The organism is Croceivirga sp. ABH4_376, assembly GCF_056160685.1.
Genome location: NZ_JBSWXQ010000007.1, coordinates 43,722 through 60,199 on the forward strand (window position 1 = coordinate 43,722; position 16,478 = coordinate 60,199).

Annotated in this window: 17 protein-coding genes; 3 read left to right on the forward strand and 14 right to left on the reverse strand. The window is 36.1% G+C overall.

What is annotated here, in order from left to right; all coding sequences use genetic code 11:
• Positions 1-74: 74 nt before the first annotated feature.
• Positions 75-653: a fasciclin domain-containing protein gene (locus tag ACXAGS_RS13585; protein ID WP_474907499.1), complete on the forward strand. Its 579-nt coding sequence runs from the start codon at positions 75-77 to the stop codon at positions 651-653.
• 51 nt (positions 654-704) lie between these two features.
• Here the strand turns inward: ACXAGS_RS13585 and ACXAGS_RS13590 are convergent, their stop codons facing one another.
• The 4 genes from ACXAGS_RS13590 to ACXAGS_RS13605 form a co-directional block, all read right to left on the reverse strand.
• Complete coding sequence (locus ACXAGS_RS13590) at positions 705-1,457, reverse strand: DUF3667 domain-containing protein (protein WP_474907501.1); 753 nt, start codon at positions 1,455-1,457, stop codon at positions 705-707.
• A 116-nt stretch (positions 1,458-1,573) separates the two neighbouring features.
• Entirely contained in the window at positions 1,574-1,972 is a 399-nt protein-coding gene (locus ACXAGS_RS13595) for a hypothetical protein (RefSeq protein ID WP_474907502.1), read from the reverse strand.
• A 212-nt stretch (positions 1,973-2,184) separates the two neighbouring features.
• Positions 2,185-3,570 carry an alpha-L-fucosidase gene (locus ACXAGS_RS13600; protein WP_474907504.1) on the reverse strand — a complete coding sequence of 462 codons (1,386 nt, stop codon included), beginning with the start codon at positions 3,568-3,570 and terminating at the stop codon, positions 2,185-2,187.
• Between the two features lie 74 nt (positions 3,571-3,644).
• Positions 3,645-4,040 carry a hypothetical protein gene (locus ACXAGS_RS13605; protein ID WP_474907505.1) on the reverse strand — a complete coding sequence of 132 codons (396 nt, stop codon included), beginning with the start codon at positions 4,038-4,040 and terminating at the stop codon, positions 3,645-3,647.
• 228 nt (positions 4,041-4,268) lie between these two features.
• Between ACXAGS_RS13605 and ACXAGS_RS13610 the strand changes: the two genes are divergently transcribed.
• Positions 4,269-6,035, forward strand: a complete 1,767-nt coding sequence (locus ACXAGS_RS13610) for an alpha-L-fucosidase (RefSeq protein WP_474907507.1) — start codon at positions 4,269-4,271, stop codon at positions 6,033-6,035.
• Positions 6,036-6,037: 2 nt separating this feature from the next.
• Here ACXAGS_RS13610 and ACXAGS_RS13615 read toward each other — a convergent pair whose 3' ends face one another.
• The 8 genes from ACXAGS_RS13615 to ACXAGS_RS13650 form a co-directional block, all read right to left on the reverse strand.
• Complete coding sequence (locus ACXAGS_RS13615; RefSeq protein WP_474907509.1) at positions 6,038-7,012, reverse strand: hypothetical protein; 975 nt, start codon at positions 7,010-7,012, stop codon at positions 6,038-6,040.
• 73 nt (positions 7,013-7,085) lie between these two features.
• The gene (locus tag ACXAGS_RS13620; RefSeq protein WP_474907510.1) at positions 7,086-7,640 is read right to left on the reverse strand and encodes a DUF7010 family protein; all 555 of its coding nucleotides are present in this window, start codon (positions 7,638-7,640) and stop codon (positions 7,086-7,088) included.
• Positions 7,641-7,744: 104 nt separating this feature from the next.
• Positions 7,745-8,791: an ACR3 family arsenite efflux transporter gene (gene arsB, locus ACXAGS_RS13625; RefSeq protein ID WP_474907512.1), complete on the reverse strand. Its 1,047-nt coding sequence runs from the start codon at positions 8,789-8,791 to the stop codon at positions 7,745-7,747.
• Between the two features lies 1 nt (position 8,792).
• Positions 8,793-9,407, reverse strand: coding sequence for an arsenate-mycothiol transferase ArsC (locus ACXAGS_RS13630; RefSeq protein ID WP_474907514.1), 615 nt, complete (start codon positions 9,405-9,407; stop codon positions 8,793-8,795).
• Between the two features lie 25 nt (positions 9,408-9,432).
• Positions 9,433-9,900 carry a DUF6428 family protein gene (locus ACXAGS_RS13635; RefSeq protein WP_474907516.1) on the reverse strand — a complete coding sequence of 156 codons (468 nt, stop codon included), beginning with the start codon at positions 9,898-9,900 and terminating at the stop codon, positions 9,433-9,435.
• A gap of 48 nt (positions 9,901-9,948) precedes the next feature.
• Complete coding sequence (locus ACXAGS_RS13640; protein WP_474907518.1) at positions 9,949-10,278, reverse strand: ArsR/SmtB family transcription factor; 330 nt, start codon at positions 10,276-10,278, stop codon at positions 9,949-9,951.
• Between the two features lie 71 nt (positions 10,279-10,349).
• Positions 10,350-10,976 (reverse strand): SanA/YdcF family protein, encoded by a 627-nt coding sequence (locus tag ACXAGS_RS13645; RefSeq protein WP_474907520.1) that lies wholly within the window; start codon positions 10,974-10,976, stop codon positions 10,350-10,352.
• 295 nt (positions 10,977-11,271) lie between these two features.
• Positions 11,272-12,717, reverse strand: coding sequence for a nucleoside hydrolase-like domain-containing protein (locus tag ACXAGS_RS13650; protein WP_474907521.1), 1,446 nt, complete (start codon positions 12,715-12,717; stop codon positions 11,272-11,274).
• 157 nt (positions 12,718-12,874) lie between these two features.
• Here ACXAGS_RS13650 and ACXAGS_RS13655 point away from each other — a divergent pair, with 157 nt between their 5' ends.
• Positions 12,875-13,897 carry a nucleoside hydrolase gene (locus ACXAGS_RS13655; protein ID WP_474907523.1) on the forward strand — a complete coding sequence of 341 codons (1,023 nt, stop codon included), beginning with the start codon at positions 12,875-12,877 and terminating at the stop codon, positions 13,895-13,897.
• On the opposite strand, the gene ACXAGS_RS13660 is transcribed toward ACXAGS_RS13655, so the two are convergent.
• Together ACXAGS_RS13660 and ACXAGS_RS13665 are read right to left on the reverse strand one after the other, a co-directional pair.
• Entirely contained in the window at positions 13,898-15,304 is a 1,407-nt protein-coding gene (locus ACXAGS_RS13660; protein WP_474907524.1) for a BNR repeat-containing protein, read from the reverse strand. It lies immediately after the preceding gene.
• Positions 15,305-15,382: 78 nt separating this feature from the next.
• The gene (locus ACXAGS_RS13665) at positions 15,383-16,408 is read right to left on the reverse strand and encodes a LacI family DNA-binding transcriptional regulator (RefSeq protein ID WP_474907526.1); all 1,026 of its coding nucleotides are present in this window, start codon (positions 16,406-16,408) and stop codon (positions 15,383-15,385) included.
• Positions 16,409-16,478: the final 70 nt, after the last annotated feature.

Consider the following 16,478-nt stretch of genomic DNA (forward strand, 5'->3'; position numbering starts at 1 on the left):
TTAAATTTTTTATGTTTTTATTAAACATTTTGAATTCCTATTTGTTGTAATCTTGAATAATAAAAAAAATGAAAATGAAAAAGTTATTATTTACTGCGCTTCTTCTTGGAGGAGTTTTAAGTGTACAAGCTTGTACAGAAAAAGAAAAAAAGGAAAACAACACTGTTGAAGCCAAGGTAGAGGCAGAAAAGGTGATTACGAGCAAAGATGCGCCTACTATTGTTGGGGTAGCTGCTGGTAACGAAAACTTTAGCGCCTTAGTAGCTGCGGTTAAAGCTGCAGAATTGGTAGAAACGTTAAATGGTGATGGACCGTTTACGGTGTTTGCCCCAACCAATGCAGCTTTTGAAAAGCTGCCAGAAAACACGGTTTCTGATTTGTTAAAGCCAGAAAACAAAGACACTTTAACAGCCATACTTACCTACCATGTAGTAGCAGGTAATTATAAAGCTGCAGATGTTGTAAAAGCTATTAAGGATAATAATGGAAGTTTTACCATTACTACCGTACAAGGTGCAACCCTTACCGCTTCCATGGATGGTGAAAACGTAATCTTGACCGATGCCAAAGGTGGTACATCTACAATAATAATGACAGATGTTGCTGCTGCAAATGGTGTTATACATGCTATAGATACCGTGGTTATGCCATAAACCATGCTAACTCAAAATTGGAAAAGGCGAACAGTTATGTTCGTCTTTTTTTTAGTTAAAAATCGAGAGTATCATCCCTATAATACCGAGGCCGGCAATTATCAAAACACCAAATAAAAAAGAAGAGGTGAAGGTTAGAATCCACATGTCTTTTTGGTTATGCTCTGTTTTAAAAATTACATAAGTATACCAAGCAATGGACAAATAGAGAAAAGGGTTAAACAGCAACACAAATCCGGTTAGTAAATACACCAAACCAGATATTAAAATGCTTTGCCCAAGAATAAATGCCGCTATTGCTATATTTTCCCAATAATTATATTTTGAAAAAATGGTTTTTGTTGCTAAGGCCAATGGAAACATACAAAGCACAAATATAAATTTGAAATTATTTCTGATGAATATTCCTATTTGCACTCCAAATTTATAAGCTGATTGTTCTTTGTAACCATTAGGATTTGGTTCATAAAAATTAAAAATACTGGGAATGCTACTTTCTATGATTAAATAAATTGTAATACATACTACTAAAAAAGTTATTGGATTAAAAACACCTTTACGTTTACCTCTTAAATAGTCGTTAACCAAAGTTTTTGGAGAAAATAACATGGTTTTGATGTTGTATAGAAAGCCGCGATCCATTTCTATAAAAGATGAAATGGCCTCTTCCGTTATACTATTCAAGGTTATTTTAGAAACTTCTTTTTTTTCCCCACAAGTTGGGCAATAGGGTGTATTATGTATTTCGCCACAGCTTATACATGAATCTTTACCAACTGGTAGTTGGTTTTTTTCTGGTAACATTTTAGAATTGTTAATGGTTTATGGTAAAGTTAAAGAACTATAAAAATGTAACGTAGAAAATGCTTGTTTGCTAAGGACGGTAAATCAATTATTATTGTTTTATTTAACCAATAAAACTATTCACTAACCCCCAAACCTAATAACATTTTTCTTACTTGAAAAAGCTCTACTTTAGAATGCAGTTCTTGTAAATCCCTACATTTACCGTTCTTTAATTCTAGGCTATACCAAGTTTTGCCAAGTAGGCTACGTTGTCTTAGCCTTTTTATACGATCTAGTGGAATACTATTTACCGTTGTTTTCTTAAACACGTAGAACAATAAAACACCTATAGATATAAGTAATAAGGAAACCCAAATAAAAGAGAGGACTCCTAATCTGTCTTTTGTGTTATACAGATTTACAGTAGCGTTAAATAAATTAATAAGCATTAGACCGATGATAAGAAAATATTGGGTACGTTCTTTATCTTCTATCTCTATAGCATTGGTTTCGGGGTTAAATACAACGGCCATTGGTCACTAAATAATCAGTTCAAAAGATTGATTAAGGTCTTTTATAAATTCAATTTGCCGGGGGAGCATGGCAAGATACTCTATTTTAACCAATTATGAGTAAATTTTCGATAAACCGGAGAATTTTTTTTAACGCTTAATTAACATCTAAGATTCTTAACCCTTAAGAATAAAAGTATTTACCATAATTTATAAGAAAATTGTTTACAGCATTAGTTACTTTCTATTACAGAACCTTCTTCCCTATACAAATCAACTTTTCCATCTAAAAGAACTGCCAGAACGGTAAACTCAGCGTCTAAAACATAATCTGGAACTTGAATATATTTTATACCTGGATATTGGCTCCAATATTGTTTGCTAACCACTTTATGTTGAAGCTTGGTGCCCTCACCTACTACCCAGATTCTGTTAATCTTACTTTTTAGGCCGCGTAAAACTACCTCACCCCCAGGATTACCCTTTACAAACAAATACAAAATGTTTTCGTCTTTGGATAAAGTGGTAGGTCCGTAAAAATGTTCTTTAGGTATGCCCGCCTTGGTTCCATAGATAGCTTCTTTGTGTTTTGCAGTCCATCTACCAAATTCCTTTAAAAGAGCTTCTTGCTCTTTTGGTATTGTTCCATCTGCTTTTGGGCCTATATCTAAAAGCAAATTACCTCCTGTACTAATTACGTCCGTAAAAATTCCTATTAGTTGTTGGGTGGTCTTATAATCATTATCATTTTTTTGATATCCCCAAGAATTGTTGGTTGTCATACAAAGTTCCCAATAATTATCCTTTGGTTTGGCAATTGGCATTCCTTGTTCTGGCGTGGCATAATCACCATATCCTTTAAGTCTACTATTAATAATGGTTTTGGGGTTGGCATTTAGCAACAATTGTTGCACTTTTTTAGCCTGCCATTCTTCTGCTGTATGTTCCCAATCCCCATCAAACCACCATAGGCTTGGATTGTATATGGTAGCCAATTCTTTAAGTTGGCCTTGATATAAATCCAGAAAATTTTGCCACCTTTTAGGGTTAGATTGTATTGTGTACCTAATACTATCCCTAGTAAAATGTGTGTAGTCTTTAAAAGACCAATCTGGTAAAGAATAATAGATTCCCAGTTTAACACCTTGTTTTTTGAGTGCGTTGGCAAATGGTGATAATACATCTTTTTTAGCAGCAGAAGCTTGTTTGGCATTAAAAGTACTATGTTTAGAATCCCATAACGCAAAACCGTCATGATGTTTGGCCGTTATTACCGCGTATTTGGCACCACTATCCTTTATTAATTTTGCCCAAGCCTGTGGATTGTAATTACGGGCCGTAAACCCTTCTTTTTGTTTAAGATAATCTTGATGCGAAATATAGCCGTTATAAAAAGACCAAGATTCATCTATACCGTTTACTGCATATAAACCCCAATGTATAAAAATACCTAATTTGGCATCTTTGAACCATTGCATTTTATCTATATGGGTTATATTCTCTTTAGGCTTTTGTGAATATGTGGTAGCCGTAATAAAAAGACCTGTTAAGTAAAGTAATAAGATTAGTGTTGTATTCCATTTAAATAAGAATACTGTTTGGGTTGGTTTTGGTCGCATTTGGTATCTTTTTAGAGTCTTGTTTATTTAATCTATTTAGATTTAAATAGACCTACAAGATACTATGCTATTTGCTATTGGTCCAAAAAGTTTTCTTGAAGTAAACCACACCAATTTTTGGCCTCTTCTAATGTTTTAAATAAGTTAATTTCCCATGAGGTATGGGCCATACCCTCTTTATACACATAGTACAATTCTTCTACCATAGGATTACTATCTGAAACTACTGCAACCTTCATTTTATTTTTCCAAAAAGTGGCCCCCATGTCAAAACCCACAATAGTTTTTATTTCTTTTTCGCCTTCTAAAACTTCGGTTAGCCCGGTCATATCATAAATTTGGAACGCAATAGAATTGAAACGTTCATCACTATATAATAAGTTATCCGTTTTATGGATATCCGATACAAAAACCTTACCATAATGGTTTACATAAACCCCAGAATTGAACCATTTAATTGCAAAAGCCATGTACTAATCCGGTTTGTTTAAACTAAAGTGTCTTTTCAATCTAACAAATAACGGTAAACCTATCTAGATTGTTTTAGTTGGTAAAGGCAAAAAGGTTTTCGAACCAGATACTTATACGTACTTACTTAAACAATACGGCCATCCCGTTAGCAAAATAAACCTACAATTGTAAATTTCAAATATAAAGTGTTATATTGACACATATATTTTTATTGCTTTATTTACGATATGAAAACAAACAAAATATTGCTATTGGCTATTATTTTTACATTAGCTTTTTCCCAAGCGCAAACACGTTCAAAATATTTACCAGATTCTTTACCTCCAATTCCTCAAATAACCGCACCTAAAACCGAAAACTCCGTATTCATGGGGGCCATTGACCAATTTGAAGAATTAAAACTAAATAAGGTTCCGGTGGGTAATGGTCCGTTTAAGCCAACTTGGAGTTCTATTGAAGAAAATTATCCAGGAGAACCAAAATGGCTAAGAGATGCCAAATTTGGTATTTGGGTTCATTTTGGGCCACAAGCTTCTGGTGCTAGCGGCGATTGGTACGCACGTAAACTTTATGTAGACGGTACCCTAGCCCACAAAAACCATTTAAAAAATCATGGTCACCCATCTAAAAATGGTTATAAAGACGTTTTAAAAGATTGGAACCCAGAAAAACTAGACCCTAAAAAACTCACCCAAATCTATAAGGATGCTGGTGCTAGATTTTTAATACTGCAAGGGGTACACCATGATAATTTTGATTTATGGGACTCTTATTACCACCCTTGGAATTCTGTTAAAATGGGTCCCAAAAGAGACCTTATTGGAGAATGGGCAAAGGCTTGTAAGGCATTGGATATGCGCTATGGTATTACCTTTCAGCATGAGTATACTTGGTGGTGGTGGCAAACTGCTTTTGGCAGTGATAGAACGGGTGCTTTTAAAGGGGTACCCTATGATGGTAATTTAAAACCGGAAGATGGTAAAGGACTTTGGTGGGATGGCCTAGACCCAAGACAATTGTATGGAATAAGCTTAAGGGAATATAAAGGGGTAACCGATGCGGCCTATTCTGCTTGGTCTCCTCCAAAACCTGGTATTTATAGCAACCATATACCCTATGCCAAATGGTTCACCACCCAATGGGCATTACGTATGATGGATGCCATAGATAAATATGATCCCGATTTTATTTATACCGATGGTACTGACCAAAAACCGTTTAGTGGTAGTGGTACGGGAACAGGAATTAAAGCAGATGCCATGCAACGAGTAATTGCTTACTACTACAACCAATCCTTACAAAAACACGGGTATCTAGATAAATTTAGCGTAGTAAAGTTTAGAAATAAAACCAATGGCACGGTAACTACAGAAGAATTTGGTGTTCCTGAAAAAACAAAAGACCATGAACCTTGGATTGCAGAGGTACCTGTTGGCGATTGGTACTATGCACCAGATTTTACATATGATTCTGGTATGATGATTCATTATATAATTGAGGCCATTGCTAGAGATGGCAACGCAGCGGTTTGTATTTCTCCTCTACCGGATGGTTCTTTAGACCAAGGAAGTACCAATATGCTTAAAGAAGTAGGCAAATGGATGAAAATAAACGGAGAAGCCGTTTATGGCAGTCATGCATGGAAGATTCCAGGAGAAGGTGAAATTGTAAACGGAAAATTAAAAATGCTTCCTGGAGGAAAATTGGGCAAACAACACGCTGAATTTAATTTTACCCCACAAGATATTAGATTTACAAAGGGTAAGGAAGGTGCCTTGTTTGCTTTTACCATGTCCATACCGCAAGCAAATGAAAAAGTCCTAATCAAAGCACTGGGTACTAAATCTGATAAAGCAATGCACAAAAAAATTACAAACGTGAGCCTGTTGGGTTATAAAAAAACTATTAAATGGCAGCAAACGGAGCAAGGATTAGAAATAACCTACCCAAAAGCGAATAACTTAAAAACAGCTGCTGTTTTTAAAATAGAATAAGTTTACTCGGCATATTTTCCTTGCGTGTATGTTGCTAAAATTGTGGCATTTGGCTTCTTACAATTTTGTGGAAAGTCTGCAAAATAAATACAATTAGGCAACCCGTTTACAAAAGTAACCCGCACAGCGCCATTTCCATTTCCCCACCCGCTATATTTATAGTTTGCAGAAACTTCCAGAGGTTTTCCATTGGCATCTTTAGCAGGCACTTTTACATTGGTTACGCTACCACCTATGTATTTGTTCATCATCCAGGTTTTGGCTTGATCTTTAATCAAATCATCCAACAACTTGGCAAAATCCTGTGTCCCCGTTGGCCCGCCCTTTTCTTTTGCTAGCGTGTATTTGCTAACTTCTTTCATTCGTATACTTTTCTGCCCTAGGGCATACCTTTTCATATTTTCTTCAAATCTGATGACCGCTTTACTATTGCATTCATTTTGTGTAAAGAATGTGGCCATATCCAAGGCTAAACCCTTTGCTTTATGCGCCATATCTACAGTGTTACCCATTTTGTTGTCATCCATGATCATGTCATGTAAGAGTTCCAAACTTTTTCCGCGCATTCTATTTTCTAAATCCACCTTAGCTGCATATAAATCTGGCTTGGCATACAATCCCGTCCAAACCCACTCCCACCGTATACAGTTTCTGGATAGTTCCATGCCATAAACATTAGTTTCTACACGCTCTTCTGCGCATACTTTTTTCATAATTTTCACTTTATCTTCTGGCAAATAAGAAGGGCATTGTTTACCAAAAGTATTTAGGTATAGATGAAAAATAGACGTAAACTCAGAACTTTCCGGGGCTATTTCCACATGCTCAAAATGCCCCCTAAAGATATTGTCATATACCTCCGCATAATACAATTCATTAGTATTCAACTCAAAGTTAGAACTGGTTTGGGCTTGTAAAAAACCGTAGTTAAGTAAAAGTATCCAAAGAGTAAGTAAGTTTAATTTATTAAAGGTCATGGTCTTATAAATCAGTGGTTTATCTATAAAAATAATTAAATATCAACCACTTAGATAGTTCTGCCGGTAAATTTCAATACTTTTTTCGCTTTTGGTAAGAAGTGTACAACCCTAAAGCCAAGATTAATAAGCAAAAAACCATGTAAACGCCAATCCAATATTGGTTTTCCGGTGCTAAATAAAATGATAGAAATAAGCTACCAAAAGAGATAACACCTCCCAAGATGGCATACCCATTCTCCTGATAATACCAAGCGTAGGGGAAAAAATGGGCACCTGTTATTACCACATAGCCAAATAAAAAATAATCTGGAATAGTGGTTAGAATTAAAATCAATAATGGAAAATATAACAGTTGTGCTAGGTTTAACCACAAACCTAATGGTTGTAACGGATTATTAGGAACTCTCCATTGGGTCTTACTTAGTTTAGAAAAACCAAAAGCAAGAGGCAGCATTATTCCACTAAGCATTAACGTAAAAACACTTTTAGAATAACTTGTAAAATCTAACGTCCAAATAATTGTAATGGCACACCATATCACTGTTGCGGATAAAATAAAATCCAATCCGTTCTTGGCCTTAACGGATAGTTCAATTTTTAGCTTATTTAACTCCTCTTGAGTCATTAGAACGTTGGTTTTTAGTTGGTGTCCAAAAACACGAATACGCCCATGTGTATGGACGTATGCGCTTTTCTTCTGGTTTTTAAGTTACTAAAAAAGAATTAATTTTAGGTTGCTGCGCTATTGTAATACTTACCTCTAAACCAATAGGCTACTTTTACCAAAAGAATTAAGGCTGGCACTTCTACCAAAGGCCCAATGACCCCAGCAAAAGCTTGACCAGAGTTTAAGCCAAAAACAGCAATAGCTACCGCAATGGCCAACTCAAAATTATTGCCAGCAGCAGTAAAGGCTACCGCAGCTGTTTTATCATAGGAAGCCCCCATACCTTTGGTTACAAAAAAACCAATGATAAACATTAAGGTAAAATAAATTAACAGGGGTATTGCTATAAGCACTACATCCATTGGAATTTGCACTATTAATTCTCCTTTTAAAGAAAACATAATAACTATAGTAAATAACAAGGAAATTAAGGTTAACGGGGCTATTTTAGGTAAGAATGCTTCTTCATACCATTGTTCCCCTTTTGCTTTTACCAAAATTACCCTGCTAAGAATCCCCATTAAAAAAGGAATTCCTAAATAAATAGCTACACTTTCCGCAATGGTAGCAATAGAAATATCCACGATTGCCCCGTTAAAACCAAAATATGGTGGTAAAATTGTAATGAACAACCAAGCGTAAAAACTATAGGCAAATACTTGAAAAATACTATTTAACGCTACTAGCCCGGCTCCATATTCGCTGCTACCATCCGCCAGATCGTTCCAGACCAACACCATGGCAATACATCTAGCTAAGCCAATTAAGATTAACCCTACCATGTACTCTGGGTAATCCTTTAAAAAAATTAGCGCTAACGCAAACATTAAAACAGGGCCAACTATCCAATTAAGCACTAATGATACCGTTAAAACCTTGGTGTTCTTAAATACTTTTGGCAACAAAGCATATTTAACCTTTGCCAGGGGTGGATACATCATTAATATTAGGCCAATTGCAATTGGAATATTTGTAGTTCCTTTACTAAAGGAATTTATGACCGATGGAAATGTAGGCACAAAATAACCTATACCCACACCAATTGCCATAGCTACAAAAATCCATAAGGTGAGATTCTTGTCTAAAAAACTTAGTTTTTTCTGCACCATTTTATTGAATTTGAGAAAATACGTACTTCATCTCCGTTGCAATTTGTTTGCTACGCTCTTTGTACATTTTATCTTGTTCTGGGGTTCCGTCAAAAGCTTTTGGGTCTTCATAGGTTATGGGGATCCGTTTTTCGGCTCCCGGCACAAAAGGGCAACCTTGATCCGCCTGTGAGCAGGTCATGATAGCCGCAAACTCCGCGGTTGGATTAAACTCATGATCCATTCTTTTAGAAAATGCAATTACCGCTGGCTCATTTTGGGCATACTTTATAGCATATACAGGATTATCATCCGTAGATAATTTGTTAACCGTAAAACCATTAAAAACAAGGGTTTCTCCTATTTTAGGATACATGGCTGTTGCCTCGGTACCACCAGAATAACAATAAACATTGGCTACACTATAATAGTACGCCATAGTTTGGGCCCAAATTTGAGATAGATGACTTCTACGAGAGTTGTGGGTACAAATTAGATTTAAACGAATAGGCTTGTTAGCATCTTTATTAGCTTGTATGTAACTAATTAAAGGTTGCAATACTTCTTTACGTTCTGGCGAAATATCAGTTGTAGCTAATTGCGCTACAAAATTTTGTAATGTGTTGAATAATAACATGGTTTCGATACACTTAATTAGGGATTTAACAACAACCGGAATTAGGGTTACAACCGCCCGTTGCTTGTACTTCTGATAATTTAACTTTAGGTTTACTTTCTGGAATACCGCAATTGTCTTTTGCCAAACAATCTGTGAACTTGCTGGTTAATAGAAAGTGTTTTCCGTTGAATTCCAAGCTATACTTTTCAATAGTTGTACCCTGAAATTCCACCTCAACTTCTAAATCGGCCAAGCCCAAGGTTTTTTCGGAAAGCTCAATAATATGAATCAACTTTTCTGGATGCAGTCTGTGATCATAATCGTCTGCGTTCCATAATTGAAAGTTCACCATTTCTTCCGTTCTTACCGTACCGCCACAATCAATAAAGTGCTTACTAACTTTACCTATTTCGGTAACATGAAAATGCCTCGGAACCAAGTTTCCGTTAGGCAATTCAAAAGCAGTGGTTTCTAAACCCTGTAATGCCGTTTTAACTTCTTTTAGTGTCATATACTTCTACTTTTATTGTATTATTACGATTAATGTGATTAAATTTTTTTAGCAACAACTATTTGTCTGTAAATCTTGATTTAAAAATTCGTTCATCAACATTTTCATATGTTTCCAATTGGTTTCATCTATGCAATAGCAAACACTGGTACCCTCAACATTTCCTTTTATAAGCCCAAGATTTTTAAGCTCCTTTAAATGTTGTGATATGGTAGGTTGTGCCAAACCTATTTCATCTACTAAATCGCCACAAACACAAGCGTTTATTTTAAATAGATGTTGTAAAATGGCTACCCTAGCTGGGTGTCCAAAAACTTTTGCAAATAAGGCTATCTTATTTTGCTCTTCGGTAAATATCTCTGTTTTGGCTAAACCCATTGTTTGATTGTTATATTGCAATATTACGATTAATATGGTAAAATCACAGGAATAATTAGGAAATTTTTAATTTAATTGGAATTGGAAGAATCAGGAATAGCTTCTTGTTTACCAAGAAATTTGGGCTTTACACCAAATAAGATATCAATAAAAACCTTGGTACGTGCAAAATACTCCCTTACCTGTGTTTTAAGTCCGGCTGCAACGCTTACATCTTTTGCATTATACCCAATTGCCTGTAAACCATTCTTCTCTGCCAAGTAAATTGCTCTTTCGTTATGAAAAGCCTGAGAAATTATAGTTATACGCTCTTGCCCAAAAACCTCTTTTGCCCTAACTACGGAATCTAAAGTTCTAAACCCGGCATAATCTAATATAATCCTGTCTTCAGGAACGCCTCCTTTTATCAATTCTTTTTTAAATTCCGAAGGTTCATTATAGTATTTACTACCATTATCACCACTTACCAAAACGTATGCTATTTTACCTGCTTTATATAGTCTAACCGCAGCAGCTACTCTAAATTTGAAATATGGATTTACACCACCTGCTTTTAAGTATTTAGAAGTACCCAAAACCAAACCAACGTGGTTGGCAGGCAAGTTTTCTATAGTATCATAAGTTTTACCGTCAGCATTTTTTTCAATAGAAAAATTGGCTATAAAAACCAGAACCAACGTAACAATTAAAGAAAACAATAACGTTTTAACTAGCTTAAGTATAAATCTGTTTCGGAACAATAGTAATCTCCTTTTTTATGGTCCTTGCTAATTTAATTCTTTAAAAACATTAGCTAACCATAATTAAGGGTATTTTACGATTGCCAACAAAAAAAGCACGACTTCTTAAGTTGGACTTAGCTTACTATTAAAATAGTCCTATTTCTAAAAACACAATACCAAAAAGATATAAATAAAATTGTAACCGTATTGGACCAACTGGTTACTTGGGGTATTAATCACCGTGAAGCTGTTTTAGCTCCGTAATTTTTATTTAGGGCACAACCGTAACTATAATTCTTTTATACCTGGTTAAAGCTGGCGTTCCTTTATCTGTTAATTTGAGGATGATATGAATGGTCACCTCTTGCTTAACCTTAGGTGCAACCACATATGCTGTGTGGGAATTACCCGGTTCGCCAATTTTAAATTCGCCACCAAAACTACCAGCCTCTTTATAAGCAAACCATAAATAACTTAGGCTATCTCCGTCCGGGTCATAGGATTTACTTGCATCCAAACCAAATCCCTGTCCAGATTTTACAATAAGCTCCGTAGGATGGTTCAAAACCGGCACCGGTGGGTGATTTGCTTCGGCAAAGGAGTTTATAGTCCAATCCATGCGCGCAGCAAAATCGCTTTGTATCTCGTCTCGCCATCGCCAAATGGAAACCTTACCTCCTTTATACTTAGTAGAATCCGGTTTTACGTTTCTACCGTAATTAGAAAACAAATATGGTTTATACGTATCCACCGTATCTGTCCAAATTTTTCTAGTTTCCGGCTCAAAAGGCACTCCTGAACTCCCCCTTTTACGCCCTTCAAATTTTGGTTTATAAAAGGTATACCTACCTCCCCAGCCACCAAAATCTGGCCTTTCAGGGTGGTTTAATCCATTTGGTATTAGCCCTAAAAATGCTGGGGTATCTCCTTCTACACCCCAGCTAACATCTGGATAAACCGCACCCAGTGGGCCATGGTTTTGCTGTATATTATTGGCCAGCCATGTATTACTTATAGTAGTATTGTCCCAGTTTTTTACTACCGCATTAATTCCGGTCCAGGTAGCAGAACTATAATTGTCTCCAGGACTTACCACATAAAACAAATCTGGAAAATTCTTTCGAATCCATACACCAGAGTCGTCTTGATCAGAAATGGTATAAACTCGTATTTTATCTACTATTTTTCTAAGTTGATTTTCAGGTGTAGTCGCTTTTAAATCATGTAACGCTTGCGCCAAGACGTTAACACCACCCCAGACCGAAACCCACAAGGGCCTTTCATCTTTCTTTTTTAGTTCTTCTACCAATAACCGAGAGCCAGAACTAGCTTTATTCTTACCTACTCCCAGCATACCATATTTTGCAGGCCCCGTTTTAACCCTCGCCACTAAATCCATCTTGGTAGGATAACCTTTTTCATGTTTTAAAAGGTTGTCCCTTACCTTATCATAAGCGTCTAGCACCTTTCTAATCGATTCTGGATTTACCTCATTTTTATGCCAGCAAGACGTAGTGGCCACCAACCCTCTAATTTCTAGCTGATTTGAATATAGTAGTAACCTTACCAAAGATTGCGTATCATCTGGATCAGCTTCTATATCTGTTAATACGAAAATCCTAGGTTTAACCTCATCCTGGGCAATAACCAACGTTTGGGAAAATACTAAAACAAATAGTACAATTAAATTAAGTACCGTCTTTGGTTTTAACTTCATGTTTAAGTTTTTATTCAGTAATCCAAAAGGTACTTTATTTGAGAATGGCCATGGATCTATCTAGATAATTTCAACGAAAAATCCCTAAAACGTTTCGCTTATCTTTTAATTTAATACAAGACCGTTTCTTTTGTATTTTAGGTTATAAACCACAACGATGAAGCTACTGCAAAACCAAACAATATGCATATTGTTTATTTTACCCGCACTACTATTTGGCCAAAACCCTATTCCAGAAGTTTATGAAAATGTAATGCCCAGGGTGCGTGTAATCATTGATAATGATTTTGGCGGAGATCCAGACGGACTCTTTCAATTAGTACACCATTTATTGAGTCCTAGTGTTGAAATTAATGGTATAATTGGATCGCAGCATTACCCCGCAGGTTTTTATGACAATCCGGGCACCGCAGACTTTTCTGCCCTACTTGCACGACAGGTATTGGACACTATGGGTTTGGAAGATAAATATGCCGTTCTAGCAGGCAGTAACAAGGGGTTGGCAGCTTTGGATACACCACAAAAAACGAATGCTGCCCAACTTATTGTGGACGAAGCTATGCGTACAGATACTAAATTACCATTATATATTGTTTGTGGAGCCGGTTTAACAAACCTTGCAAGTGCTTATCTGATAGAACCTAAAATAGCGGATAAAATAATCTTGGTTTGGATTGGCGGCGAAGAATATCCAGATTTGGCCTATCCCCCACCTAATGCCATGAAAACAGAGTATAATCTTGGTATAGATAAGCTAGCCGCACAAATTGTATTTAACCTTAGTACCATCCCAATTTGGCAAGTACCGCGTAATGCGTATAGATTAACCTTAATATCTCATGCTGAATTGCTTTACCGATTTGGAAATAAAGGAATTATGGGTGAATTTTTGGTTGACAAAATGAAACATTTATTTGAAAAGTCTGGCAAAAAATTAGGCGAAGCATATGCCTTAGGTGATAACCCACTTACGTTGCTTACAGCTTTACAATCTTCTTGGGAAGCAGACCCTTCTTCTAGTACTTACAAACTGGTACCGGCACCTACCATTAACACTAATGGCAATTACGAACCCAATGAAAATGGAAGAATTATCAGGGTATATACCCAATTAGACGTGCGTCTAATGTTCGATGATCTAGAGGCTAAATTGGCGTTATTTGCAAAAGCCAAAAATTAATTACTGCGCAGGTTTAATTTCGTACAATTTTAATACGCTAGGCTTGGGCCAAGGTTTTTCCCTTGGTAAATCCCTATTGTTATTTAAAGTTTCCCATTTAAGTAGAAACTGTAAGCTACCCGAAGCTTGTTTACTCTTATCGTTTAGCGTTTGCACCATAAGCCCTGGAAAATTGCCCTCCACATCTAATTGGTTTGCTAAAGATTCTGGTTTAATTACAGAACCTATGGCTTTTAAATTTTTATCCAATAAAATAGTGCCTTCCCCATACGCTTTGTGGTAGTAACCTACCTCGAACCTACCGTCCGCACGCCTATTGAATTCTTTTAACAGCACCTCAAAATCTATACTACCAAAACCAGAGAATTCCCAACGATATTCCCAATTGGTAATCGTATGATTTTTCCAATTTCCCTCTTCTAAGTAAGCCACATACAACTGTAAATTACCAGCCTGATCGTATTTATGATATACAAATACCGGTTTGTTATCTTTATCCAATACCAACTTAGCTGCTAAATTTATGATTCCACCATTAACTGGTATAGGATCTACAATTAGTCCGTTGGTAGTCAATGTTGCCGGCAAATCTACCTGCTCCCCTTCTGCGGTGAACCAATTTTTTAAGTCCGGACTTTTCATGTAGCTTAAATCATGATTAGTGGCACAATCCGGTGTGTCTCTCCAAACCCAATACACATGGTACCAACCATCTTCTAAGAGTATGGGTTTACTTTGGTAAGCATTCATTTTACCCATACCGTCTGTTAGCGGTTTGTCTAACAAACGAGACCATTCTTGACTCTTTACATCATATAAATTATAAATCTCATTACCATCTCCGCTACCACCGTCTCGGTATTGAAATACAATATCTCCTTCTTTGGTAGTTGTAAATCTAGGATAAGTACAACGTTCTTCATTACTACCTATTAGCTCAAAATGTTGTCTAAGCGAGGTAACATCATACGGTTTATCACTTTTGAAATAGGTAATAGGATTGTTGTGCATGTTACCAGATAGGTGGATATACCCTTGTGAATCTACCATCAATTCTAAATAATTATGACTATCCCAACCTAGAACGGTACTGGTACCATTGGCCGTTTCTCTTGTTGTAGCCGGCAACTGATACTTTTTAAAACCTAAAGAATCTAATTTGCGCTGTGCAACTACAATATTTCTATTTGCATTGTAGTACGCAACAAACTGATGGTTGCCTTTGGTGTATATAGAAAAATTGGCTGGATGGCCAGACCAAACACTATCTATGGTTATAGTATTTACTATTGTTGATACTTTACCACTTTCGTCTAGTACCAAATTGTTTTCTTTTACCTCCTTTTTACAAGAAAGCACGCAGATTAGAAGTAGTAATAAGGTGTAGTATTTTAGGTTGCTATGCATAATTGCGTTTTAAGATATTAGGCTTACAACACAAATATGGAGATAAAAATTTAAAAGTGTAATTAAAACACGATTAAATTAAGGTGTCTTTCTGGAAGATTCCCTAACAATAAGACTTGTCTTAACCACCTTGGTAGTATAGGGTAAGGTCTCCGCTTCTGCTTTTTCTATACGATCAATTATCATGTTGGCGGCGGTTTCACCAATAAATTTACCATGCTGGCTTACCATACTTAAAGACGGCGAAACATACTTGGATAACCTACCATTTGTAAAACCAACAATAGAAACTTCTTCTGGCACCCTTACCTTTTTTTGTTTACAAATATTTAAAACATCAACAGCTGTCATTTCATCTAAAGCAATGATAGCGTCTACAGGCTTATAATTTAAAAGAAGGGTCATTAAAATTTCTAAATCGTCTTTTTTACCCACCTTTACGTTCAAGTTTTTATCGTATGCAATTCCTTTCTCCTCCAGCGCTTTTTGGTAACCTTGAATTCTTAGTTTACCAACACTAGAATCAAAAATGGTGGATACTACCGCTACATTTTTACACCCTGTCTCAAATAAATAATTAGTGGTTTTATATCCGGCTTCAAAATCATCTACAATAACCTTATCACAATCTACTTCGTCTGTAACCCGATCAATCATTACCAAAGGTATTTGACCGTTACTGTAATTTTTTAAATGATCATAAACCGCTTTGGACTGTGTTTCTTCTGATAATGAAATAATTAAACCGTCTACAGTGCCAGCGCTCAACAACTCAACCGTTTTTAGCTCTTTTAAATAAGATTCGTCTGATGTACAACTGATAATGTTATAACCCCTTGCGTTAGCATTTTTTTCGATACCGTAGAAAACCTGAACAAAGAAGTAGTTTAGGATATTGGGTACTACAACACCAATAGTCTTGGTATTCTTGCGTAAAAGACTTAAAGCAATGCGGTTAGGACGGTAATGGTTATCCTTGGCATATTGTTGAATTTTCGCCTTAAGGTCCTCGCTAATTTCATGACTATCGTTAATAGCCTTGGAAGCGGTAGATACCGAAACTTTAAAATGGGTGGCAATATCTTTTAAAGTAAATTTTTTCATAATCGTGTTACCCAAAGATAACCTAAAAGTAATTTATTCCTGGTTGCTTGTGCCGGTGCTTATTAAAGCC

Bases quoted from the DNA above. Each gene is read 5' to 3' on its own strand.
- ACXAGS_RS13585 (WP_474907499.1), top strand. From the start codon at position 75: ATGAAAAAGTTATTATTTACTGCGCTTCTTCTTGGAGGAGTTTTAAGT.
- ACXAGS_RS13590 (WP_474907501.1), bottom strand. From the start codon at position 1,457: ATGTTACCAGAAAAAAACCAACTACCAGTTGGTAAAGATTCATGTATA.
- ACXAGS_RS13595 (WP_474907502.1), bottom strand. From the start codon at position 1,972: ATGGCCGTTGTATTTAACCCCGAAACCAATGCTATAGAGATAGAAGAT.
- ACXAGS_RS13600 (WP_474907504.1), bottom strand. From the start codon at position 3,570: ATGCGACCAAAACCAACCCAAACAGTATTCTTATTTAAATGGAATACA.
- ACXAGS_RS13605 (WP_474907505.1), bottom strand. From the start codon at position 4,040: ATGGCTTTTGCAATTAAATGGTTCAATTCTGGGGTTTATGTAAACCAT.
- ACXAGS_RS13610 (WP_474907507.1), top strand. From the start codon at position 4,269: ATGAAAACAAACAAAATATTGCTATTGGCTATTATTTTTACATTAGCT.
- ACXAGS_RS13615 (WP_474907509.1), bottom strand. From the start codon at position 7,012: ATGACCTTTAATAAATTAAACTTACTTACTCTTTGGATACTTTTACTT.
- ACXAGS_RS13620 (WP_474907510.1), bottom strand. From the start codon at position 7,640: ATGACTCAAGAGGAGTTAAATAAGCTAAAAATTGAACTATCCGTTAAG.
- arsB (WP_474907512.1), bottom strand. From the start codon at position 8,791: ATGGTGCAGAAAAAACTAAGTTTTTTAGACAAGAATCTCACCTTATGG.
- ACXAGS_RS13630 (WP_474907514.1), bottom strand. From the start codon at position 9,407: ATGTTATTATTCAACACATTACAAAATTTTGTAGCGCAATTAGCTACA.
- ACXAGS_RS13635 (WP_474907516.1), bottom strand. From the start codon at position 9,900: ATGACACTAAAAGAAGTTAAAACGGCATTACAGGGTTTAGAAACCACT.
- ACXAGS_RS13640 (WP_474907518.1), bottom strand. From the start codon at position 10,278: ATGGGTTTAGCCAAAACAGAGATATTTACCGAAGAGCAAAATAAGATA.
- ACXAGS_RS13650 (WP_474907521.1), bottom strand. From the start codon at position 12,717: ATGAAGTTAAAACCAAAGACGGTACTTAATTTAATTGTACTATTTGTT.
- ACXAGS_RS13655 (WP_474907523.1), top strand. From the start codon at position 12,875: ATGAAGCTACTGCAAAACCAAACAATATGCATATTGTTTATTTTACCC.
- ACXAGS_RS13660 (WP_474907524.1), bottom strand. From the start codon at position 15,304: ATGCATAGCAACCTAAAATACTACACCTTATTACTACTTCTAATCTGC.
- ACXAGS_RS13665 (WP_474907526.1), bottom strand. From the start codon at position 16,408: ATGAAAAAATTTACTTTAAAAGATATTGCCACCCATTTTAAAGTTTCG.